The sequence below is a fragment of the Chryseobacterium lathyri genome (genome assembly GCF_030812195.1).
Classification (GTDB): Bacteria; Bacteroidota; Bacteroidia; order Flavobacteriales; family Weeksellaceae; genus Chryseobacterium; species Chryseobacterium lathyri_A.
On record NZ_JAUSSF010000001.1, the window covers coordinates 1,168,328 to 1,183,872 of the forward strand.

The window sequence follows — 15,545 nt, forward strand, 5'->3', positions numbered from 1 at the left end:
GTGTGATTATTTTTTAATAAATTTCAGTTTCTCCGTTGTTTTTCCGTCAGAAACTTCAGCAATGTACATTCCGGCCTTCAATAATGCTACATTGAAAGATCTGGTGTATTGCGCTGAAAGTACTTTCTGCCCGGCCATATTATAAATAGAAACCACAGTCATAGGTTCTTTAAAACTTGGGTTTAATTGTAGCTGAAGAAATTCCTTTACCGGATTTTCTTCGATTTTCGTTAAATTTTCTTTCTTCTTTATTTCTTTTGTGTCCAGGAACGTGGAAGCATAAATCGCCATTTCATCGATATTGATATTCTGCAGATTATTACCGCTTGGTTTTCTGTTCGACCAAATTCCGATATAGATCTTTTTACCCGCAAAGGCTGAAATATCAACAATACTTTCGTTAAACTGAGTCAGATCATTAGGAAAAGGGTTAGCCACAGTTCCTGCAATGATGCTGTAAGGACTTGGAATATCATTCCCGCCTGCATCCACGGTCATAGCCTGGAAATCAGCCAATTCCGGAACCGGTTTCTGAGGGGTGCTCACATAAATAAACAGATCACGCCCAACATTAAAATGGGTTGTTCTCTGTCTTCCGATATAAGCGGCCAGACTGATTGTTCCTGCTGCTCCCTGCAGATCAATCGGCGGCGAAATAATCCAGTCGTTTTCAGTAGCAAAACCGGCAACATTCCCAGTTGGAACCAGACTTACTGAATACCTAAGAACTCCTGCAGTTCCATAAGTAAGGGCATTGGTCCCGTTAAAATAAATATTCTGTCCCTGAACCCATCCGTTTCCATTATTGTTCAGATCATGGGTAGTCCATCCCTGAAGATCAGCAGGGGTATCAAAAGAATTGCTCCATACCAGAGACTGCGCAGCAGCCGCCTGTGAAAGCAATGCAACAGATAATAAAAATAGTTTTTTCATAATACAGATTATTAGAGATTTAAAAAATAAAAGCAGGGAAAGACATGGAAGCTTTCCCTGCATTTAAAATTATTCTACAATAGAGAAGTTATATTTCGTCCAAGTTCCCTGGAAGTCTCCACAGTTTCTAGGTGCCACGTTCCATGGTCCTACATTGAAGAATGGCTGAGTCATTCCCCAAGCTGAAGCTGTACTTCCTACCAGTAGGTTGGCAGCAGGGATTCCCGCAGTTCCTGTACCTGTAACAGAAGTTGTAAATCCATGTACCTTGATTGTGCTTAAAGTAGAAGCTGAAGACAGTTCAGAACCTGTACCTTCTACTTTGATTCCTACAGGATATCCTGTTACAACAGTGTTATTCAACGTTAGCTTTCCAGTTCTTCTGATGTGGATACCATTTTCATATAATGATCCTGAAGGCGGCGGCGTAGGGTTGGTATACAACACATTAGTACGTGATCCTACGATCGTAAGATTGTTGATCACAGGATTTGTAATAAGTGGCGTAGCCGTACCCGTTGAATTGTTATCCAATTCGATACCGTTGGTATCAGAAACACCACCACTAAGACTGTGCGTAGAATTGTTGTCTGCTAAAGCAAGTGCACAAGTAATTGTTCCCGTGTATCCGTTGTCAAAGTCAAAGTTATCATCATCCGGAGCAAAAGAAACAAGATTAGATGCATTCACAGTACCTCCGAAGAACTCAAAAGAGTCATCTTTTCCGTAAGATACCTGGATGTGATCTAATGTAGTTCCGTTTCCTACAGCTCCTAAAGTAAGACCATTGATCTCATTTCCTGAATTTGGAGCTAAAAGATCAAATCCTGCAAATTCAATACGAACATATTTCAATATACCTCCGTTGTGAGCAGAATTAGTACCTCCGTAATAAAAATCAGAACCACTTAATCCTTCGATAGTCTTAGTATCAGCTGTGTTTGCCGGGGCATCCCCTAACATAATAACACCACCAAAATCACCAGGAGCAGCCGTTGTATTTTCGTCTCCGTCTAACAGTTTATAACTTGTAAAAATAATAGGCTGTGTTGCTGTACCGGTAGCATCTATTTTACCGGTTTTAGAAATCACAAGAACTCCTGTAGGTGTATTCGTAGTGTTTGGTTTTGCTTTAATGAAAGTTCCTGGCTGGATTGTTAATTTAGCACCATTCTTTACTGTAACGATACCGTTAAGTTCTACCACACCGCTCCATGTAGTGTTTGTAGTGATGTCACCACTTACGGTTGTTACCGGAAGTGAAGAAGCCGTAATATATTCAGCAGAAGCAGACTGCATTTCGAATGGTGTAGAAGAATCCGCTAAATGATCATTTTGGCAAGCAGTAAGGGATAATGCTGCAACAGCAATTAAAGTTAGTTTTTTCATTGTTATAATTTTTAGTAGATCCAGTAATGTTATTTTTATAACCGGAAATTTTAATATTTAGGAATATCCGCCTCTATATTCCTTCGATTTGGTTTTATTTTCACCCTGCATTTCAGGAGGAGCTGTCCTGCCGGGGTTTCCTGCTTATCCGCTGCTGTCCGGAAAAAAACAGCAACGTCCGGTTTTTATCTGATCCGGTACTGCTGTGCGCATCATCAGTATTGATCCGGGTCGTATTCAGGATTCCGAAACCTGTACATTGCATCAATGAGCTCTTTTATTCTGTTTTTTATAATGTCTTTAGAATGTATAATTCACACTTAACCCGAATATCCTTCCGCTATAAGCCCGGAATGTAATCTTGTCGATATCTTTGTCATATTTGTCTGTGGCTCCCGGCAGAAGCTTCCATGCCTCCCTGTCTGTAGATATGTTGCTTCCTCCGGATCCATTCGGCACTGAATAGGAATTGAAATTATTATAAAACTCTTTCACTCTGTTGAAAAGGTTTTTGACATTAAACTTCACTTCCAGATTCCTATTTCTCAGGAATTTATAGGAAATCTGAGCATCTGCAACGGCATATGGGCGCTGTATTTCTTCCCCGTTATAGTCATACCCTACCGTGATGTACTGATCGCCCTTGGCATTGTATAAAAAGCTGGCACCTAAACGTCCTCCATCATAGGTCATTCCTAAATTGTAGGCATAAGGAGTCTGCCCGTACAGCGGTCTTTCCACTTCATAGGTTTCTCCATTCTCTCCTGTTTTGTACTGATCTTTGAAGGCAATTATCTTTGTCGTGTTATAGGTGAAATTTCCACTTACAAAAAGCTTTTCCAAAAAAGATTCTTCAGCAATAAATCCCAGGTTTTTCCGGACTTCCACTTCTACCCCTTTCAGCTTTGCATTTTTAGAGTTTCCATTATACAGGAAAAGATTTCCTTCGTTCGAAAGACGTCCTTCACGCTCAATAGGTCTGTCAATATCCTTGTAATAAAGTCCGGCGGAAAATATTTCTCCCAATCCGGGAAACCACTCAAATTTGAAATCATAGTTTTTGACTACCGATGAGGTCATTTCCGTGTTATAAATCAAACCGTTTGCTACCGGATCAAAGTAAGGCAGCCCTGTTCTCTCATTGAATTGAGGGCGGATTACCGTTTTATTGTAGGCAAGTCTTATGTTGATCTTGTTGGTAGGGCTGTATGTGAAATTTACGGAAGGCATCCACTGCCACGGTTTATCATCTATGGGCTCTTTTTTAACCGTTTGATTATCCGAAAGGTCTAATTGTTGAGAGATAAGATCATATTTAAAATATTCTGCACGAAGACCCCAAACTAATCTGAATGTATTCTTCCAGCGGTTGTCAAACATAACATAAAAGGCATTTTGGGTTACTTTCCCTTCATATTTGTTATCCTTGTACAGTGGCCTGGTTTGCCAGCCTATTCCTCCCGGAACATATTTGGAGCCATCAAACCACTGGGACAAAGAACCATACATCGTTAAAAGGCCTTTTACATTATTCGGAACATCCCTGTTTTCATCCACTCTTAAAAAAAACTTCTCCTGTTGATTGGTATTATTTTTTATGACACCGGCATAACCGGCTTTAATATCATTTTTAAAATTTCCCTTATCTATATTCCATTTAATGGAAGCTCCATAGTTATAGTCTGTTTCTTTATTGGCGATATATCCCCTGTAAAAATTAGATGCCGAATTGTATATATTATGATATTCAAGAATCTCACTTCCAATGAAGTCATATTGGCTCAGGTACTGCGTATAGTCTTTGGTATCAGATTTTACTCCTGTCCTTGCTGCAAACCAGTTAATTTCCGCATTTCCAACTTTGTGGTTTCCTTCGAGCTTGTTCTGCAAAAGTGTCTGATAAATAGGATAATTGGTATTATCGGTATAAGGTCTGTCCAGATCCTTGATCTGTGCAGGGTTATTATTAGGAATAATTCCGTTATAGAAATAATTATAGGATGCTTCAGCATTGGCGGCCATTCCGCTTCCTCCTGTGTATTCATTCCATCCGGTTATTCTTGTCAGGGTATTATCATAAATATGAGTGTAGGAATTACGGAAGGAAATTCTGTTTTTCCCGAGCTGTAATCCGAAATTAAGCATTCCTGCTACTGTTGAGTTATAATTGTATGAAGCTCCTTTATTTTTGAAATTGTAAAATACAATCGGGCTTGTTCCATTCTCCTGCCAGTTAGGGTCATACGGTGCTGTGGTGTCCAGCCAGTTTCCCCTTCCTGTATGATCGATATCTAACTTATTCTGCTCATTTCTTACCGTAAATGCTCCGGCAAAACCCCATTTGTTATTATTTTTGAGTGCAAATGACCTTCCCAATGCTACCTGTATATTGGATCCCATATCCCCTGTCGTACTGAAGGTGGAAAAATTATCATTTGTAAATCTTTTGGACTGCTCAAAAAACAAAGGATTATTCCAGTCTGTAGCTTCAAGACCTTTGGGAAAATCTCTTGTTCCGTCATCATATCCGAAATAATCATACTTTCCACGTTTGCGGGTCAGAAATTCTTTAAACGCCGACTGGTCATTATAGGAAGTTCCCATGCTTACCGTCGTAAAATTTTCATTGGGAATATCTTTGGTTCTTACCTCAACATAGCCTCCTGCAAAGCTGGCATTCATATCCGGTGTTGCCGTTTTGCTGACTACAATGCTTTCCACCATGGCGGTAGGAATAATATCAAATGAAAAATTCTGGTTGTAAGCCTCTGTACTGGGAAGGTTGATTCCGTCCATAGCTGCTGTATTCCAGCGTTCTCCCATAGACCGGACCACTACATATTTGTTGTCTATGGTCGTTATTCCTGTTACTCTTTTAAGGGTTCCTCCCACATCACTGTCAGGAGTTTTGGAGATTTGCTCAGCTGAGATCCCGTCACTCATCTGGGCTGCTTTTTTCTGTTGGGCAAGAAGTCCTGCCTGGGTATCTGCTTTTCTGGTTCCGGTAATGACTACTTCCCGGATGTCCGTTATTTTGTCCGGAGCCTGTTTCATCGCAAATGAGACCGTATTGGTTTCATTAGTATTGACTGAAAGTTTTTCTACCCGCAGCGGACTGTATTTTGAAGCTTTTACGGTTAAAGTATATATTCCGGAAGGAAGATCTACCACGAAATCCCCGTTATTATCTGTAAGTACAGTCTTTTTAGCAACCGTCACCTCAGCTCCGGCCACAGGATTCCCTACTTCATTCACGATCTTTCCGCTGATCCGTCCGTCTCCCGTTACAGAAATGCTTGTTCCTTCATATTTTATTGAAATAAGATCCCCATGAAGGCGAAATGCCACCGGAAGCCCGTTTGTAATATCTTTAAGACAGTTATTAACAGAAGTATTCTCACATTTTACGCCTTTTACCTTCAGCTCTTTAATATCCACCTTAGAATAGGCCAGTCTCATTCCCGTTTTTCCGGCAAAATCTTCCAGAACCTCAATAAGAGGTCTGCTTGCCGGCACTGAAAATGATACTTTCTGAACCAGTTCCTGAGCTTCAGCTGCTACTGTAAAGAATACTGCCGCAACGGTAAGACCGCATTTCAATCTTTTCATATGTTCAATTTCTCTTTTAAAAGTTTTATTTTTTTAGTGTTAATTCTATGTAGGTAGGTTATTTCAGGGTGTATATATGATCTTCTTTATGTACCTCCAGTCCCAATATAAAGGCCAGCGCTTCCATATTTTCATCGGCTGAGCCTCCTGTGAAATCTGCTGTGATCCTTTTTTCTGCAGTTTCTTTGGGATACATGATCCTGATCTTGTAACTATTCTGCATCACATCTGCCACTTCTTTAAAGGACACATCGTTGAAGCTTAATGACAACAGTTCTGTTTTCAGTTTTCCTGGTTTTTTTTCTGTAACAAGTGAAATTACGGCGGCGGTATGGGCTATCCCGAAATTTGTCCACTTCTGGTTAGGCTTCAGGTAAGAAACAGGAACGCCGGCATAGGAAACAGCAACTTTTCCTTCATAAAGCTGTACGGATTTATCTTTTCCAGACTGTGAAATTTTAAAAACAGTTCCCAAAACTTTGGTACTGAAACCATCCGCATGTACAATAAATGGGTGGTTTTTTGATTTTGCCACAGAAAATATGGCATCTCCTTTCAGGTTCACTATTCTTGTGGAAGCGGGAAATGACTTATCTACTATGAGTTCTGCACCGTTCAACAATGTTACCATGGAACCGTCTGCCAGGTAAACTTTACGGTTTTCCGGGCCTGAAGTATAGATATCCGGTTTAAAAAAAGCAGTATAAAGGATTCCGCCTAAAGACAGCAGAAGTATAATTGCCGCTGCCACTGTGTATACATATTTTTTCAGTGAATGATGAGGAGCTTCTTTGGCAGGTTTGATAAAATACAGTTCGAGTGCAGATAAAACCCTTTCTTTGGATTCATTCATATGGGTTATGTCCAGGTCTTTTTCTGTCCGGATTTTCCACAGTTTTAAAATTTCATTTTCTTTTTCGGAAATTTCCCCTTCAGAAACTTCTCTTTGCCAGAGCTTAAAAACAAAAGCTGCAGTATTCTTATTTTTTTGGCTTTTCATAAAATATTTCATGTATTCACAGATACTTCTATCTATAAGACTGTGAAAATGAAAAACTTCCCCAAGCAGTTCTTAATATTGTATTCATATTAAGACCAGCTTGTTAACAATTTTAACTTATTTTGCTGTTTTCTCAACATTTGATTCACATTCCGGGGATATCTTTCAGAAATAATTAATCTTAGAATCCCCAAAGTTCATAAAAAGTTAATTTTCCTTTAGGTAATTTTGTCACAACGATATGATGCTTACAGACTATACGATATTAAAGAAGATAAAATCAGGTGACCGTCCTGCTTTCATGCTGTTCTATGAGCGGTATTGGGACAGTCTTTACCGTTTTGTTTTCATGAGGACGAGAGACAAAGAGATGTCTGAAGAACTGCTGCAGAATCTCTGGATAAAGATCCTGGAAGATACGGCCTCTATACAGACCGACGACACAGAAAGTGCAAAAGGCTACCTCCTGCGTTATCTTCATTACCGGATTATTGATCATTATAACAGCTCGAAAAAGATACCATCTACGATTAGTATTGATGAATTTGATCCTACCGGAGAAATGAATATATCCGACACAGAATATTTCGAAATTCTTGAAGAAAACGAGATTTCCGCTTTATTATCTATGATTGATGAGGTAGTTTCTCAGCTTCCCACGACGGAGCAAAGCGTGTATGATATGAGAATCAGAAGAAATATGTCTGTTGATGAAACTGCTGAAGCTCTTGGCATCAGCAATAAGACCGTAAGTAATAAATTAAGCAAAGCCTTGGGAGAAATAAGGGAACAGCTGAATCCAGAATACCAGTCTTCTAAAAAACTGGTATCTATCCTAATGCTGATGGAAATACTGACGAAGTACTAAAGGCTACAGTTATTCATAAACTACATAATTTACTTTATCTACTCCTGTATTCCCAGATTTCTCGTGGTAGGCATATAAGGTAAGTTCGTAATTTCCGGGGATATTCAGCATATCACTTCCTTCAAACAGGTTGGTAGATATGAGTGATAAGGTAACCTCTTTGATATATTTACCGTCTTTTTTAAGAATTCCTTTTACTTCAATTTCGTCGGAATTCCAGACACCACCTTTTTCAATGACACATCCGCACATCATGACAATATTGGCCTGAAACTGAAAAGGTTTTCCTTTAATGGTATTTAAAGGAATGTACTGGTGGGTCCTGGGTTTCAGTATGTCAATAATAAATCCGGGAACTTCTAGAATAATTCCGTCACCCAGAATATGTTTTCCGGGAATCAGCCATAGCTCCGTACTGATAGCAGCTTGTGCCTGTTTATTGTTCAGCGGAGAGATCATTTCAATGGTGATGAAAGTAGGTTCATGAATATCTATGGATGCAAGAAAACCAGCGGTCTGGGAGTCGGTGATGGAAGCTCCCCTTGCTTTAGCTACTTTCATAATCAGATCTGTATTTCCCGTGCTTCCTGTTGTATTCCCTTCTGCCAGGATCTGCCGGTTTACTTTGTTCCGTACAATAATATGGGCACCTCCCAGAGAACTTCCTATAAATTTGGCATCTCTTGCTTTTGCCCTGATCATAATTTTGGTCTCTGCTGCAGAAACAGTCAGGCTGGAGAAAAGAAGTGCTGCAATAAAAATAAGTGCTTTCATATGATATTTGTTTTTAAGTATTCGTTTTTAAACCTTTCGTGAAAAGATTCGTTTTTAAGACGGGAATCTATACCGTCCAGATAAGTAAAAATTGCCAGATCATCGGAAAGAATCTGTAAGATAGCTTTCTCACAGCTGTCCCAGACCTTCTCTAACTGTGGAAGCATTTTAACTGCTTTTTCTGTAAACGAGACCATCTGTTTCCGTTTGTCTGTAAGGTCTTTTTTAATAACCAGATAGCCTTTATCTGCCATTTTTTTTACAATAGCGACTACTGAAGGATGAGAGTATCCTAAAGGCTCTGCAATATCTATAATGGACATTTCTTTATTTTTTTGAAGCAGCATAAAAACAAGATACCAGTTAGGTTCTACATCTATTTTCTGCTCTTTATAGAATTTCCTGACATCATGGGACATCCGGTCGCTTATTCTTTTTAATCTGCTGTCCAGTGCTTTATATCCTAATTCTTTAATAAAATCCTGATTCATTTCTTGATGGTTTGAATGCAAATATATAAATTATAAAGTCAACTATATAGTCAACTTTATATTATTTCAAATGAATGGTAATTAAAAAAATGGAAAGAGAAATTTTGAAGTTAAAAAAGAGATCCTGACCAATTTTCAAGATAATCTGACTTTTAATGATCAGGCTTATTTAAAATACTCTTTCTGTATTCTTTAGGCGTCATATTCCTGTGCTTCTTGAAAAGTTTTGAAAGATGGCTTTCATCACTGAACTGAAGTTCGTACGCAATTTCGCTTAACCGGACACTGCTGTATTTTAAATAGGTCTCAACCAATTTCAACCGGTAATCCAGCAGATAATCCTGGTAAGAAATGCCAGTATGCTGTTTGAAGTATTCTCCGAAATAATTCTTTGAAATCCCGAAATGATCTGCTATGGAATGAATCCTGGTCTTTTCTTTATCCTTTACATGCTCCTGAATATAGGTGATGATCTTCATGATGGAGAAAGCTGTTCTGTTTTGCTGCAGATTTGAGGTTTCACTGTCAATGATATTCCGTGCGATAAGATTCAGCAGGATGGAAATACAGTTACGGATAATCAGATAGTCATCAGTTTTACGCTTATATTCTTGCGCAATTTGTACAATAAGGATTTCAGCAAAACGTTCGTCATCCTTATTACGGAATACACACCCTGCCCTCGCATGGTAATTATTACTGATATATTGCAGTTTGTAAAGATTCTCGCAGCTTTCTATACGGTCAGCTTCCAGTCTTATTTTATCAATGAATTCAATGGGGCATTCTATAACGATCAATTGGGCATCAGTACTTTCAAAATGGTACAGCTGGTGTTGTGGAATGATAAAAAGCTTCGATTCCCCGAATGTAATCGTACGTTCGTCATAAGTGAGTGTTCCGTAACCCTTCAGAACATAGATCAGCGAAAGAAAAGCTTTTGTTTTGAGAGCTATTCCTCCGTCGCAAAGCTTGATTTCCTTTACATTAATACGTTCAACCTGTAAGATTTTCATGCTTTAGTACTTATTTTTCCTTCAAAAGTACAATTTTAAATGTACAATAAGCGGTTAATTTTGTCAAAAAAAATTATGAATATCTATCCCAAACGATGGCAGGCACTGGCTTATCTTACTGCAGGAGCTTTTCTTTCGCCTCTGGACTATTTCATCGTCAATATGGCATTGCCGTCCATCCAGGAAGCTTTCAATGCCAGCGATTATCAGCTCCAGATGGTTGTTGCTATTTATGGGCTTACTTACGCTGCACTTGTGGTTTTTGGAGGACGTTTGGGAGACCTGTACGGCCGGAAGAAAATATTTACCCTGGGATTGTATCTTTTCTTATTTTCCTCTCTTGCCTGTGCTTTTTCTCCTAACATTACATTTCTTATTATTTCCCGGATGTTTCAGGGAGTTGGAGCTTCTTTTCTGGCTCCGCAGGTTTTGGCATCTATAAGGGTTTTATTCAACAGCGGCGAGCAGCCTAAAGCAGTCAGCATATTCAGCTCTGTTTTTGGACTGGCCTCTGTTGCAGGGCAATTGTTAGGTGGTTTTCTTCTTAACCTTCACTGGGCTTCATTTTCATGGGAAACGGTATTTTTAGTCAATGTTCCCGTTACGCTGCTTTGTATCATAGGTATTCACTTTACCATGGACAATAACCGGGAAGAAAAGAGACAGAAAACTGATGTTACCGGTGCATTATTACTAATCATCTCATTATTAATATTTATATGCCCTATTATTTTCGGACGGAAATACCATTGGGCGTGGTGGACTTTTGCAATTCTGTTAACAGGAATCTTACTGCTGATCTTATTTTATAATTTTGAGATCCAGTCAATGCGTAAAAATAAACCGGTACTTATAGATCCTACCCTTTTGCAGAATCAACCGTTTGTTTTATGCCTGCTTATTATCTTTTTTTATAATTTCACATCAGGACTGTTTATCTGTTATCCATATTATCTGCAGCAGTTTCTGAACCGGAACCCTGTAGATACAGGCCTTGCTATTATTCCTTATGGACTGGCTTTCTTTATTGGGCCATTGCTTATTTCCAGAATAAAACGTTCTTCACATATGATGATCTACATGGGCTTGGGACTCCTGATTTCAGGATTCTCAATGGCTTCAGTATTTATTTATCTTCAGGAAAAGCCTTCAATAGGAATGGATATCAGCTTGTTTTTGGCCGGACTGGGCCATGGTATTATCATGCCTGTGATGATGCGTGAAGCTATTGGATTAATAAGCAGAGAAAAGGCAGGGCAGGCTTCAGGATTGATTAGTATCAGCATACAGATCGGGAATGTAACAGGTGGTACCATTATCGGAACTGTATTTTTCAGTACAATTGAATTTCTGGGGTTCCCGAAAGCTTTTGCTCTGGCTGTTTTAATGGTTGCAATCGTTCAGATCGTGGGAGTTTTCATTAATAAAAAGCTATTGAAGCACAGCAAATTATATTGAATAGATTTTATTCGTTTTAACAACAACAATTATACATTTAAGCTTATGAATAACACAGAAAAAATCATTACAGAAATCAAGGAGTTTCATAGAGATATTGAAGCATGGTTTCGTGGAGAAAAAGATCAGAGCGGGCTTTACAAAAAACTTATGTCCGGATTTGATGTAGATTTTAACATGGTCACCGGCAACGGTGATACTATCTCTTTAGCTGCATTTTCAGAATGGCTTCCGGAAGCATATGGCAAATTTCCGGAACGAAGCATCATTATTGAAAATATTGAGGTTCAAACTACAGAAAGGCATGGACTGGCTTCGTACATTGAGATCCAGACAACCGGAGCTAAAGTAACACGCAGAAAATCATCAGCGGTCTTTATCATCCGGGAGGAAAAAGTATTATGGCTTCATCTTATTGAGAATTGGATCTGATTATTTATGACAGGATTCTTAATTTAGATTTTGGCTAAAGCCAAATGATTGAGATATTTGTTTTGAGCGGGCTAAAGCCCGCTCCTATTGAATTTAGCTACAAAATCTTTTATCTTTTATCTAAAAATCACTCACTAATCTTATACACACACCGCTGTCCGCCAGAAAGAATATGGTTTACTCTTTCCACTTGATACTCTTTACCGATCAGGTTCCGGAAATTGGAAAGCTCGGCACGGCAAAATCCTTGACATTCGGTAGCAGCGGCACATATCGGGCAGTGATTTTCTATGAGGAAATACTCATTGCCTTCTTTTGTCCATTCTGCCATATACCCTTCTTCGCTTCGGACCTGCACCAGTATTTCCAACCGATGTTCTAAGGATTCTGCCTCTATCAAAGCTTTTTCATAGCGTTCGTACGTATTCTTTTCTCTGTCATTGATCAGCAGATCCAATGCATTTTCTCCCAAAAGATTTTTTACAGACCTAAGGATCTGTACAGTTACATCGGCATGGGAATCCGGAAACTGCGACAATCCTTTTTCAGTAAGAATATAGTAGGTTGAGGGCCTTCCGACTCCTTCACTTTTTGCAACAGAACGGATGAGCCCTTCCGCAGCAAGATTCAGTAAATGCTTTCTTGCACCCTCCTTGGTTATGGACAGCTCTTTAGAGATCAAAAGCGATGTCGCCTCTCCTCTCATCTTTAAAAACATCAAGATTCGGTCTGCTGCCGGTTTTTTCATTTGACAATATTTAAGTTGTTTTATTTCTCACAACAAATATAGGCATTTTCTATAATCTTTAATTATAGATATTAAATCAATGTTATTCAAGTGTTTAAAGTAAAGTACGGACATTCAATAAAACAACCTTATTGTTGTTTTATTGAAATATATGATTACCTTTGAAACACATTAATTAAAAAAATAAAGCGATGAGCACATTTACACTACCTCAGCTTCCTTATGCTTACGATGCACTGGAACCATTTATAGATAAAGAAACAATGACCATTCATCATCAGCGTCACCATCAGGCTTATGTAGATAACTTGAATGCAGCATTGAAGGCATCGGAAGAAACCTCTGACGACCTGGATTCCATATTACAAAGGATCAGTGAATACAGCCCTGCAGTAAGAAATAACGGCGGCGGGCATTTTAACCACTCATTGTTTTGGGAAATCCTCTCTCCACAGCCTCAATTGAGCCCTGAAGGAAAGCTGGCAGAGGCTATTAAATCTACTTTTGGCAGCCTTGAAGATCTTAAGGCTGAAATGAAAAAATTAGGTCTTGGACAGTTCGGATCAGGCTGGGTATGGCTGTTCGTAAAATTCAATGGTTCGCTGGCTCTATCTTCTACGCCCAATCAGGATAACCCAATGATGGATATCCAACCAGCCAACAGAGGACTTCCGATTCTTGGGATTGACGTATGGGAACATGCCTATTATTTAGCTTACCAGAATAAAAGAGCGGATTATCTTGATTCATTCTGGTCTGTTTTAAATTGGTCAGCTGTAGAGAAAAAATATGAAGAAGCTCTTTCAAAAATTAAATAACTAATTTTAATATTGATTACAAGATCAATTATGGATCAGAAAATTTTCATCAATAAGGCAGAGGCCTCCGGAATCATAGCTCTTGATCTCTCAGACTTCAAGCCAACTACAGAAATCGTGGAACTGGACATCAAAGACCATCTTTTCATGGGGCTGATCGTGAAGGAGAAGGAGTTTAAAGAATCCATTGCAGCAGTAGATTTTTCTGTATACAACGAGAAAGCTGTAGGAATCATCTGCTCTACGGATGCTATTATCCCGCCATGGGCATTTATGATGCTGATGGAGAAATTATCTCCGTATGCCGTTTATGCAGATTTAAATGATGCTGAAACCATTTTGCTGGATCTTTGGAAACGCCGGCTCATGTATGCAGACCTGAGATCCTATAAAAATCAGAAAGTTGTTGTCAGGGCAAAGGCAGATCACGATCCATCGCTGTATTTATTAGCAGCCGGGCTTCTGAAACCTTTGGTTAAGAGTCTGATGTATGGTGAGATAGGCTTACCGAAAGTAATTTTTAAAAGCTAGAAAACAATGAAAGCACTTATATTTAATGGTTCTTTAGAAAAAAGATCTGAGTCTACTTCCGGACGTATTTCCCAATATTTTGCGGAAAGGCTGGAACAATCAGGTTTCCAGACGGAGATCTTTACATTGGCAGATTCAGGCATTCCACTTTTTGATACTACCCTTACTAAGATTCCTTTGGCCGTGGAACGTATGACCCAGCTGTTTTTAGAGGCAGATGTTCATTTCTGGATGGCTCCACTTTATCACGGAAGTATTCCTGGGGTCATGAAAAACTGCCTGGACTGGCTTGAAATTACAGCCAGCCATTATCATCCTTATCTTACGGATAAAACGGTTGGATTGGTTTGCTGGGCAGATGGTCTGCAAGCTATGCAAGGTATCAATACGATGGACACAGTTGCCAAATCCCTGCGTGCATGGCCAATTCCTTTCAGTGTACCGATTATAAGGTCAGCATTATTTGACCATGAGAATCCAACTAAGGTATCCGCTCTGTATTCTGATAAATTTGATAAGCTGATCAGCATTGCAACAACAAAAAAGATAAAAAGAATATAATAACACGTAAATCAACGACGGATTAATGATAATGAAGGAAGAAATTACAATCACTGTGAAGGATCTGGACGGAAATATCCATCAACTGATCTGCCCCCTAGAAATGGGACTCAGCCTTAAAGATATCTGTAAAGCTTATGAACTGCCGATGGAGGCGATGTGTGGCGGAATGGCAATGTGTGCCACCTGCCACTGCTACATCCTCAGTAAGGCATCAGCACTTCCTGAAAAAGGAGATATTGAAGAGGCCCTTTTATCTGAACTTTTTACGACTTCTGCGTCCAGCAGGCTGGCCTGTCAGATACAGATTACTGCGGCAATGGATGGACTTTCTTTAGAAATTGCACCTAATTAATTCATAAAAAAACTGTCTAAGTATTGATCTGGTCAATGCTTACAGCCTATTGTTTTTTTCATTTAAGTTATGTTTAGACGGAGGGATTTCCCAGGCTTTTAGTCGAAAGAAATCCCTTTTTAAAATGATCTTGTAAAATATAATATATGGCTATTATAATAACTGATGACTGCATCAATTGTGGTGCCTGCGAACCTGAATGTCCTAATTCAGCAATCTATGAAGGCGCCATTGACTGGAGATGGCAGGATAAAACAAAACTTTCCGGTAAAGTTACCTTACCGGATGGAACGGAAGCAGATGCGGAGGCTTATCAACAGGCTTATTCGGATGATGTTTATTATATTGTTCCCGGAAAATGTACGGAATGTAAAGGATTTCATGAGGAACCACAATGTAAAACAGTCTGCCCGGTAGATTGCTGTATAGATGATCCTGAACACCGTGAAACCGATGATATTTTATTCAGCCGGCAGAAATTCCTCCATTCTTAAGATGAATGAATTGATAATTAGAAACAAATATAAAAGCGGGAATAAACCCGCTTTTATTCTCTCATTGC

17 protein-coding genes are annotated in these 15,545 nt (G+C 39.1%); 8 read left to right on the forward strand and 9 right to left on the reverse strand.

What is annotated here, in order from left to right; genetic code table 11:
• Window positions 1-6: 6 nt before the first annotated feature.
• From J2T03_RS05270 to J2T03_RS05290, 5 genes are all read right to left on the reverse strand, one after another.
• Window positions 7-933, reverse strand: coding sequence for a T9SS-dependent choice-of-anchor J family protein (locus tag J2T03_RS05270; RefSeq protein ID WP_307209875.1), 927 nt, complete (start codon window positions 931-933; stop codon window positions 7-9).
• A gap of 69 nt (window positions 934-1,002) precedes the next feature.
• Window positions 1,003-2,322, reverse strand: a complete 1,320-nt coding sequence (locus tag J2T03_RS05275; RefSeq protein WP_307209877.1) for a hypothetical protein — start codon at window positions 2,320-2,322, stop codon at window positions 1,003-1,005.
• A gap of 112 nt (window positions 2,323-2,434) precedes the next feature.
• A complete protein-coding gene (locus J2T03_RS05280; RefSeq protein WP_307209880.1) occupies window positions 2,435-2,587 on the reverse strand; it encodes a hypothetical protein in 153 nt (50 codons plus the stop codon).
• Window positions 2,588-2,622: 35 nt separating this feature from the next.
• A complete protein-coding gene (locus tag J2T03_RS05285; RefSeq protein ID WP_307209881.1) occupies window positions 2,623-5,931 on the reverse strand; it encodes a TonB-dependent receptor in 3,309 nt (1,102 codons plus the stop codon).
• A gap of 58 nt (window positions 5,932-5,989) precedes the next feature.
• Window positions 5,990-6,931, reverse strand: coding sequence for a FecR family protein (locus J2T03_RS05290; RefSeq protein ID WP_306841921.1), 942 nt, complete (start codon window positions 6,929-6,931; stop codon window positions 5,990-5,992).
• A gap of 241 nt (window positions 6,932-7,172) precedes the next feature.
• Between J2T03_RS05290 and J2T03_RS05295 the strand changes: the two genes are divergently transcribed.
• Entirely contained in the window at window positions 7,173-7,799 is a 627-nt protein-coding gene (locus tag J2T03_RS05295) for an RNA polymerase sigma factor (RefSeq protein ID WP_306841920.1), read from the forward strand.
• A 9-nt stretch (window positions 7,800-7,808) separates the two neighbouring features.
• Here J2T03_RS05295 and J2T03_RS05300 read toward each other — a convergent pair whose 3' ends face one another.
• The 3 genes from J2T03_RS05300 to J2T03_RS05310 form a co-directional block, all read right to left on the reverse strand.
• Entirely contained in the window at window positions 7,809-8,573 is a 765-nt protein-coding gene (locus J2T03_RS05300; RefSeq protein WP_307209883.1) for a hypothetical protein, read from the reverse strand.
• A complete protein-coding gene (locus J2T03_RS05305) occupies window positions 8,570-9,064 on the reverse strand; it encodes a MarR family winged helix-turn-helix transcriptional regulator (RefSeq protein WP_307209885.1) in 495 nt (164 codons plus the stop codon). The genes J2T03_RS05300 and J2T03_RS05305 overlap by 4 nt, the downstream gene beginning before the upstream one ends.
• Window positions 9,065-9,216: 152 nt before the next feature.
• Complete coding sequence (locus tag J2T03_RS05310) at window positions 9,217-10,080, reverse strand: AraC family transcriptional regulator (protein ID WP_307209887.1); 864 nt, start codon at window positions 10,078-10,080, stop codon at window positions 9,217-9,219.
• A 75-nt stretch (window positions 10,081-10,155) separates the two neighbouring features.
• Between J2T03_RS05310 and J2T03_RS05315 the strand changes: the two genes are divergently transcribed.
• Together J2T03_RS05315 and J2T03_RS05320 are read left to right on the forward strand one after the other, a co-directional pair.
• Window positions 10,156-11,538: an MFS transporter gene (locus tag J2T03_RS05315; RefSeq protein ID WP_307209889.1), complete on the forward strand. Its 1,383-nt coding sequence runs from the start codon at window positions 10,156-10,158 to the stop codon at window positions 11,536-11,538.
• A 45-nt stretch (window positions 11,539-11,583) separates the two neighbouring features.
• Window positions 11,584-11,970, forward strand: a complete 387-nt coding sequence (locus J2T03_RS05320; RefSeq protein WP_307209890.1) for a hypothetical protein — start codon at window positions 11,584-11,586, stop codon at window positions 11,968-11,970.
• Between the two features lie 127 nt (window positions 11,971-12,097).
• On the opposite strand, the gene J2T03_RS05325 is transcribed toward J2T03_RS05320, so the two are convergent.
• Entirely contained in the window at window positions 12,098-12,718 is a 621-nt protein-coding gene (locus J2T03_RS05325) for a helix-turn-helix transcriptional regulator (protein WP_307209892.1), read from the reverse strand.
• A gap of 191 nt (window positions 12,719-12,909) precedes the next feature.
• Between J2T03_RS05325 and J2T03_RS05330 the strand changes: the two genes are divergently transcribed.
• From J2T03_RS05330 to J2T03_RS05350, 5 genes are all read left to right on the forward strand, one after another.
• A complete protein-coding gene (locus J2T03_RS05330) occupies window positions 12,910-13,536 on the forward strand; it encodes a superoxide dismutase (RefSeq protein WP_306841905.1) in 627 nt (208 codons plus the stop codon).
• Between the two features lie 30 nt (window positions 13,537-13,566).
• Window positions 13,567-14,067, forward strand: a complete 501-nt coding sequence (locus J2T03_RS05335; protein ID WP_307209894.1) for a DUF2480 family protein — start codon at window positions 13,567-13,569, stop codon at window positions 14,065-14,067.
• Window positions 14,068-14,073: 6 nt separating this feature from the next.
• Complete coding sequence (locus J2T03_RS05340; RefSeq protein ID WP_307209896.1) at window positions 14,074-14,628, forward strand: NADPH-dependent FMN reductase; 555 nt, start codon at window positions 14,074-14,076, stop codon at window positions 14,626-14,628.
• A 31-nt stretch (window positions 14,629-14,659) separates the two neighbouring features.
• A complete protein-coding gene (locus J2T03_RS05345; RefSeq protein ID WP_307209898.1) occupies window positions 14,660-14,983 on the forward strand; it encodes a 2Fe-2S iron-sulfur cluster-binding protein in 324 nt (107 codons plus the stop codon).
• 146 nt (window positions 14,984-15,129) lie between these two features.
• Entirely contained in the window at window positions 15,130-15,477 is a 348-nt protein-coding gene (locus tag J2T03_RS05350) for a 4Fe-4S dicluster domain-containing protein (RefSeq protein WP_306841900.1), read from the forward strand.
• The last annotated feature ends 68 nt before the right edge of the window (window positions 15,478-15,545 follow it).

Excerpts from the sequence above, each read along its gene's own strand:
- J2T03_RS05270 (WP_307209875.1), bottom strand. The coding sequence starts at position 933 with ATGAAAAAACTATTTTTATTATCTGTTGCATTGCTTTCACAGGCGGCT.
- J2T03_RS05275 (WP_307209877.1), bottom strand. The coding sequence starts at position 2,322 with ATGAAAAAACTAACTTTAATTGCTGTTGCAGCATTATCCCTTACTGCT.
- J2T03_RS05280 (WP_307209880.1), bottom strand. The coding sequence starts at position 2,587 with ATGCAATGTACAGGTTTCGGAATCCTGAATACGACCCGGATCAATACT.
- J2T03_RS05285 (WP_307209881.1), bottom strand. The coding sequence starts at position 5,931 with ATGAAAAGATTGAAATGCGGTCTTACCGTTGCGGCAGTATTCTTTACA.
- J2T03_RS05290 (WP_306841921.1), bottom strand. The coding sequence starts at position 6,931 with ATGAAAAGCCAAAAAAATAAGAATACTGCAGCTTTTGTTTTTAAGCTC.
- J2T03_RS05295 (WP_306841920.1), top strand. The coding sequence starts at position 7,173 with ATGATGCTTACAGACTATACGATATTAAAGAAGATAAAATCAGGTGAC.
- J2T03_RS05300 (WP_307209883.1), bottom strand. The coding sequence starts at position 8,573 with ATGAAAGCACTTATTTTTATTGCAGCACTTCTTTTCTCCAGCCTGACT.
- J2T03_RS05305 (WP_307209885.1), bottom strand. The coding sequence starts at position 9,064 with ATGAATCAGGATTTTATTAAAGAATTAGGATATAAAGCACTGGACAGC.
- J2T03_RS05310 (WP_307209887.1), bottom strand. The coding sequence starts at position 10,080 with ATGAAAATCTTACAGGTTGAACGTATTAATGTAAAGGAAATCAAGCTT.
- J2T03_RS05315 (WP_307209889.1), top strand. The coding sequence starts at position 10,156 with ATGAATATCTATCCCAAACGATGGCAGGCACTGGCTTATCTTACTGCA.
- J2T03_RS05320 (WP_307209890.1), top strand. The coding sequence starts at position 11,584 with ATGAATAACACAGAAAAAATCATTACAGAAATCAAGGAGTTTCATAGA.
- J2T03_RS05325 (WP_307209892.1), bottom strand. The coding sequence starts at position 12,718 with ATGAAAAAACCGGCAGCAGACCGAATCTTGATGTTTTTAAAGATGAGA.
- J2T03_RS05330 (WP_306841905.1), top strand. The coding sequence starts at position 12,910 with ATGAGCACATTTACACTACCTCAGCTTCCTTATGCTTACGATGCACTG.
- J2T03_RS05335 (WP_307209894.1), top strand. The coding sequence starts at position 13,567 with ATGGATCAGAAAATTTTCATCAATAAGGCAGAGGCCTCCGGAATCATA.
- J2T03_RS05340 (WP_307209896.1), top strand. The coding sequence starts at position 14,074 with ATGAAAGCACTTATATTTAATGGTTCTTTAGAAAAAAGATCTGAGTCT.
- J2T03_RS05345 (WP_307209898.1), top strand. The coding sequence starts at position 14,660 with ATGAAGGAAGAAATTACAATCACTGTGAAGGATCTGGACGGAAATATC.
- J2T03_RS05350 (WP_306841900.1), top strand. The coding sequence starts at position 15,130 with ATGGCTATTATAATAACTGATGACTGCATCAATTGTGGTGCCTGCGAA.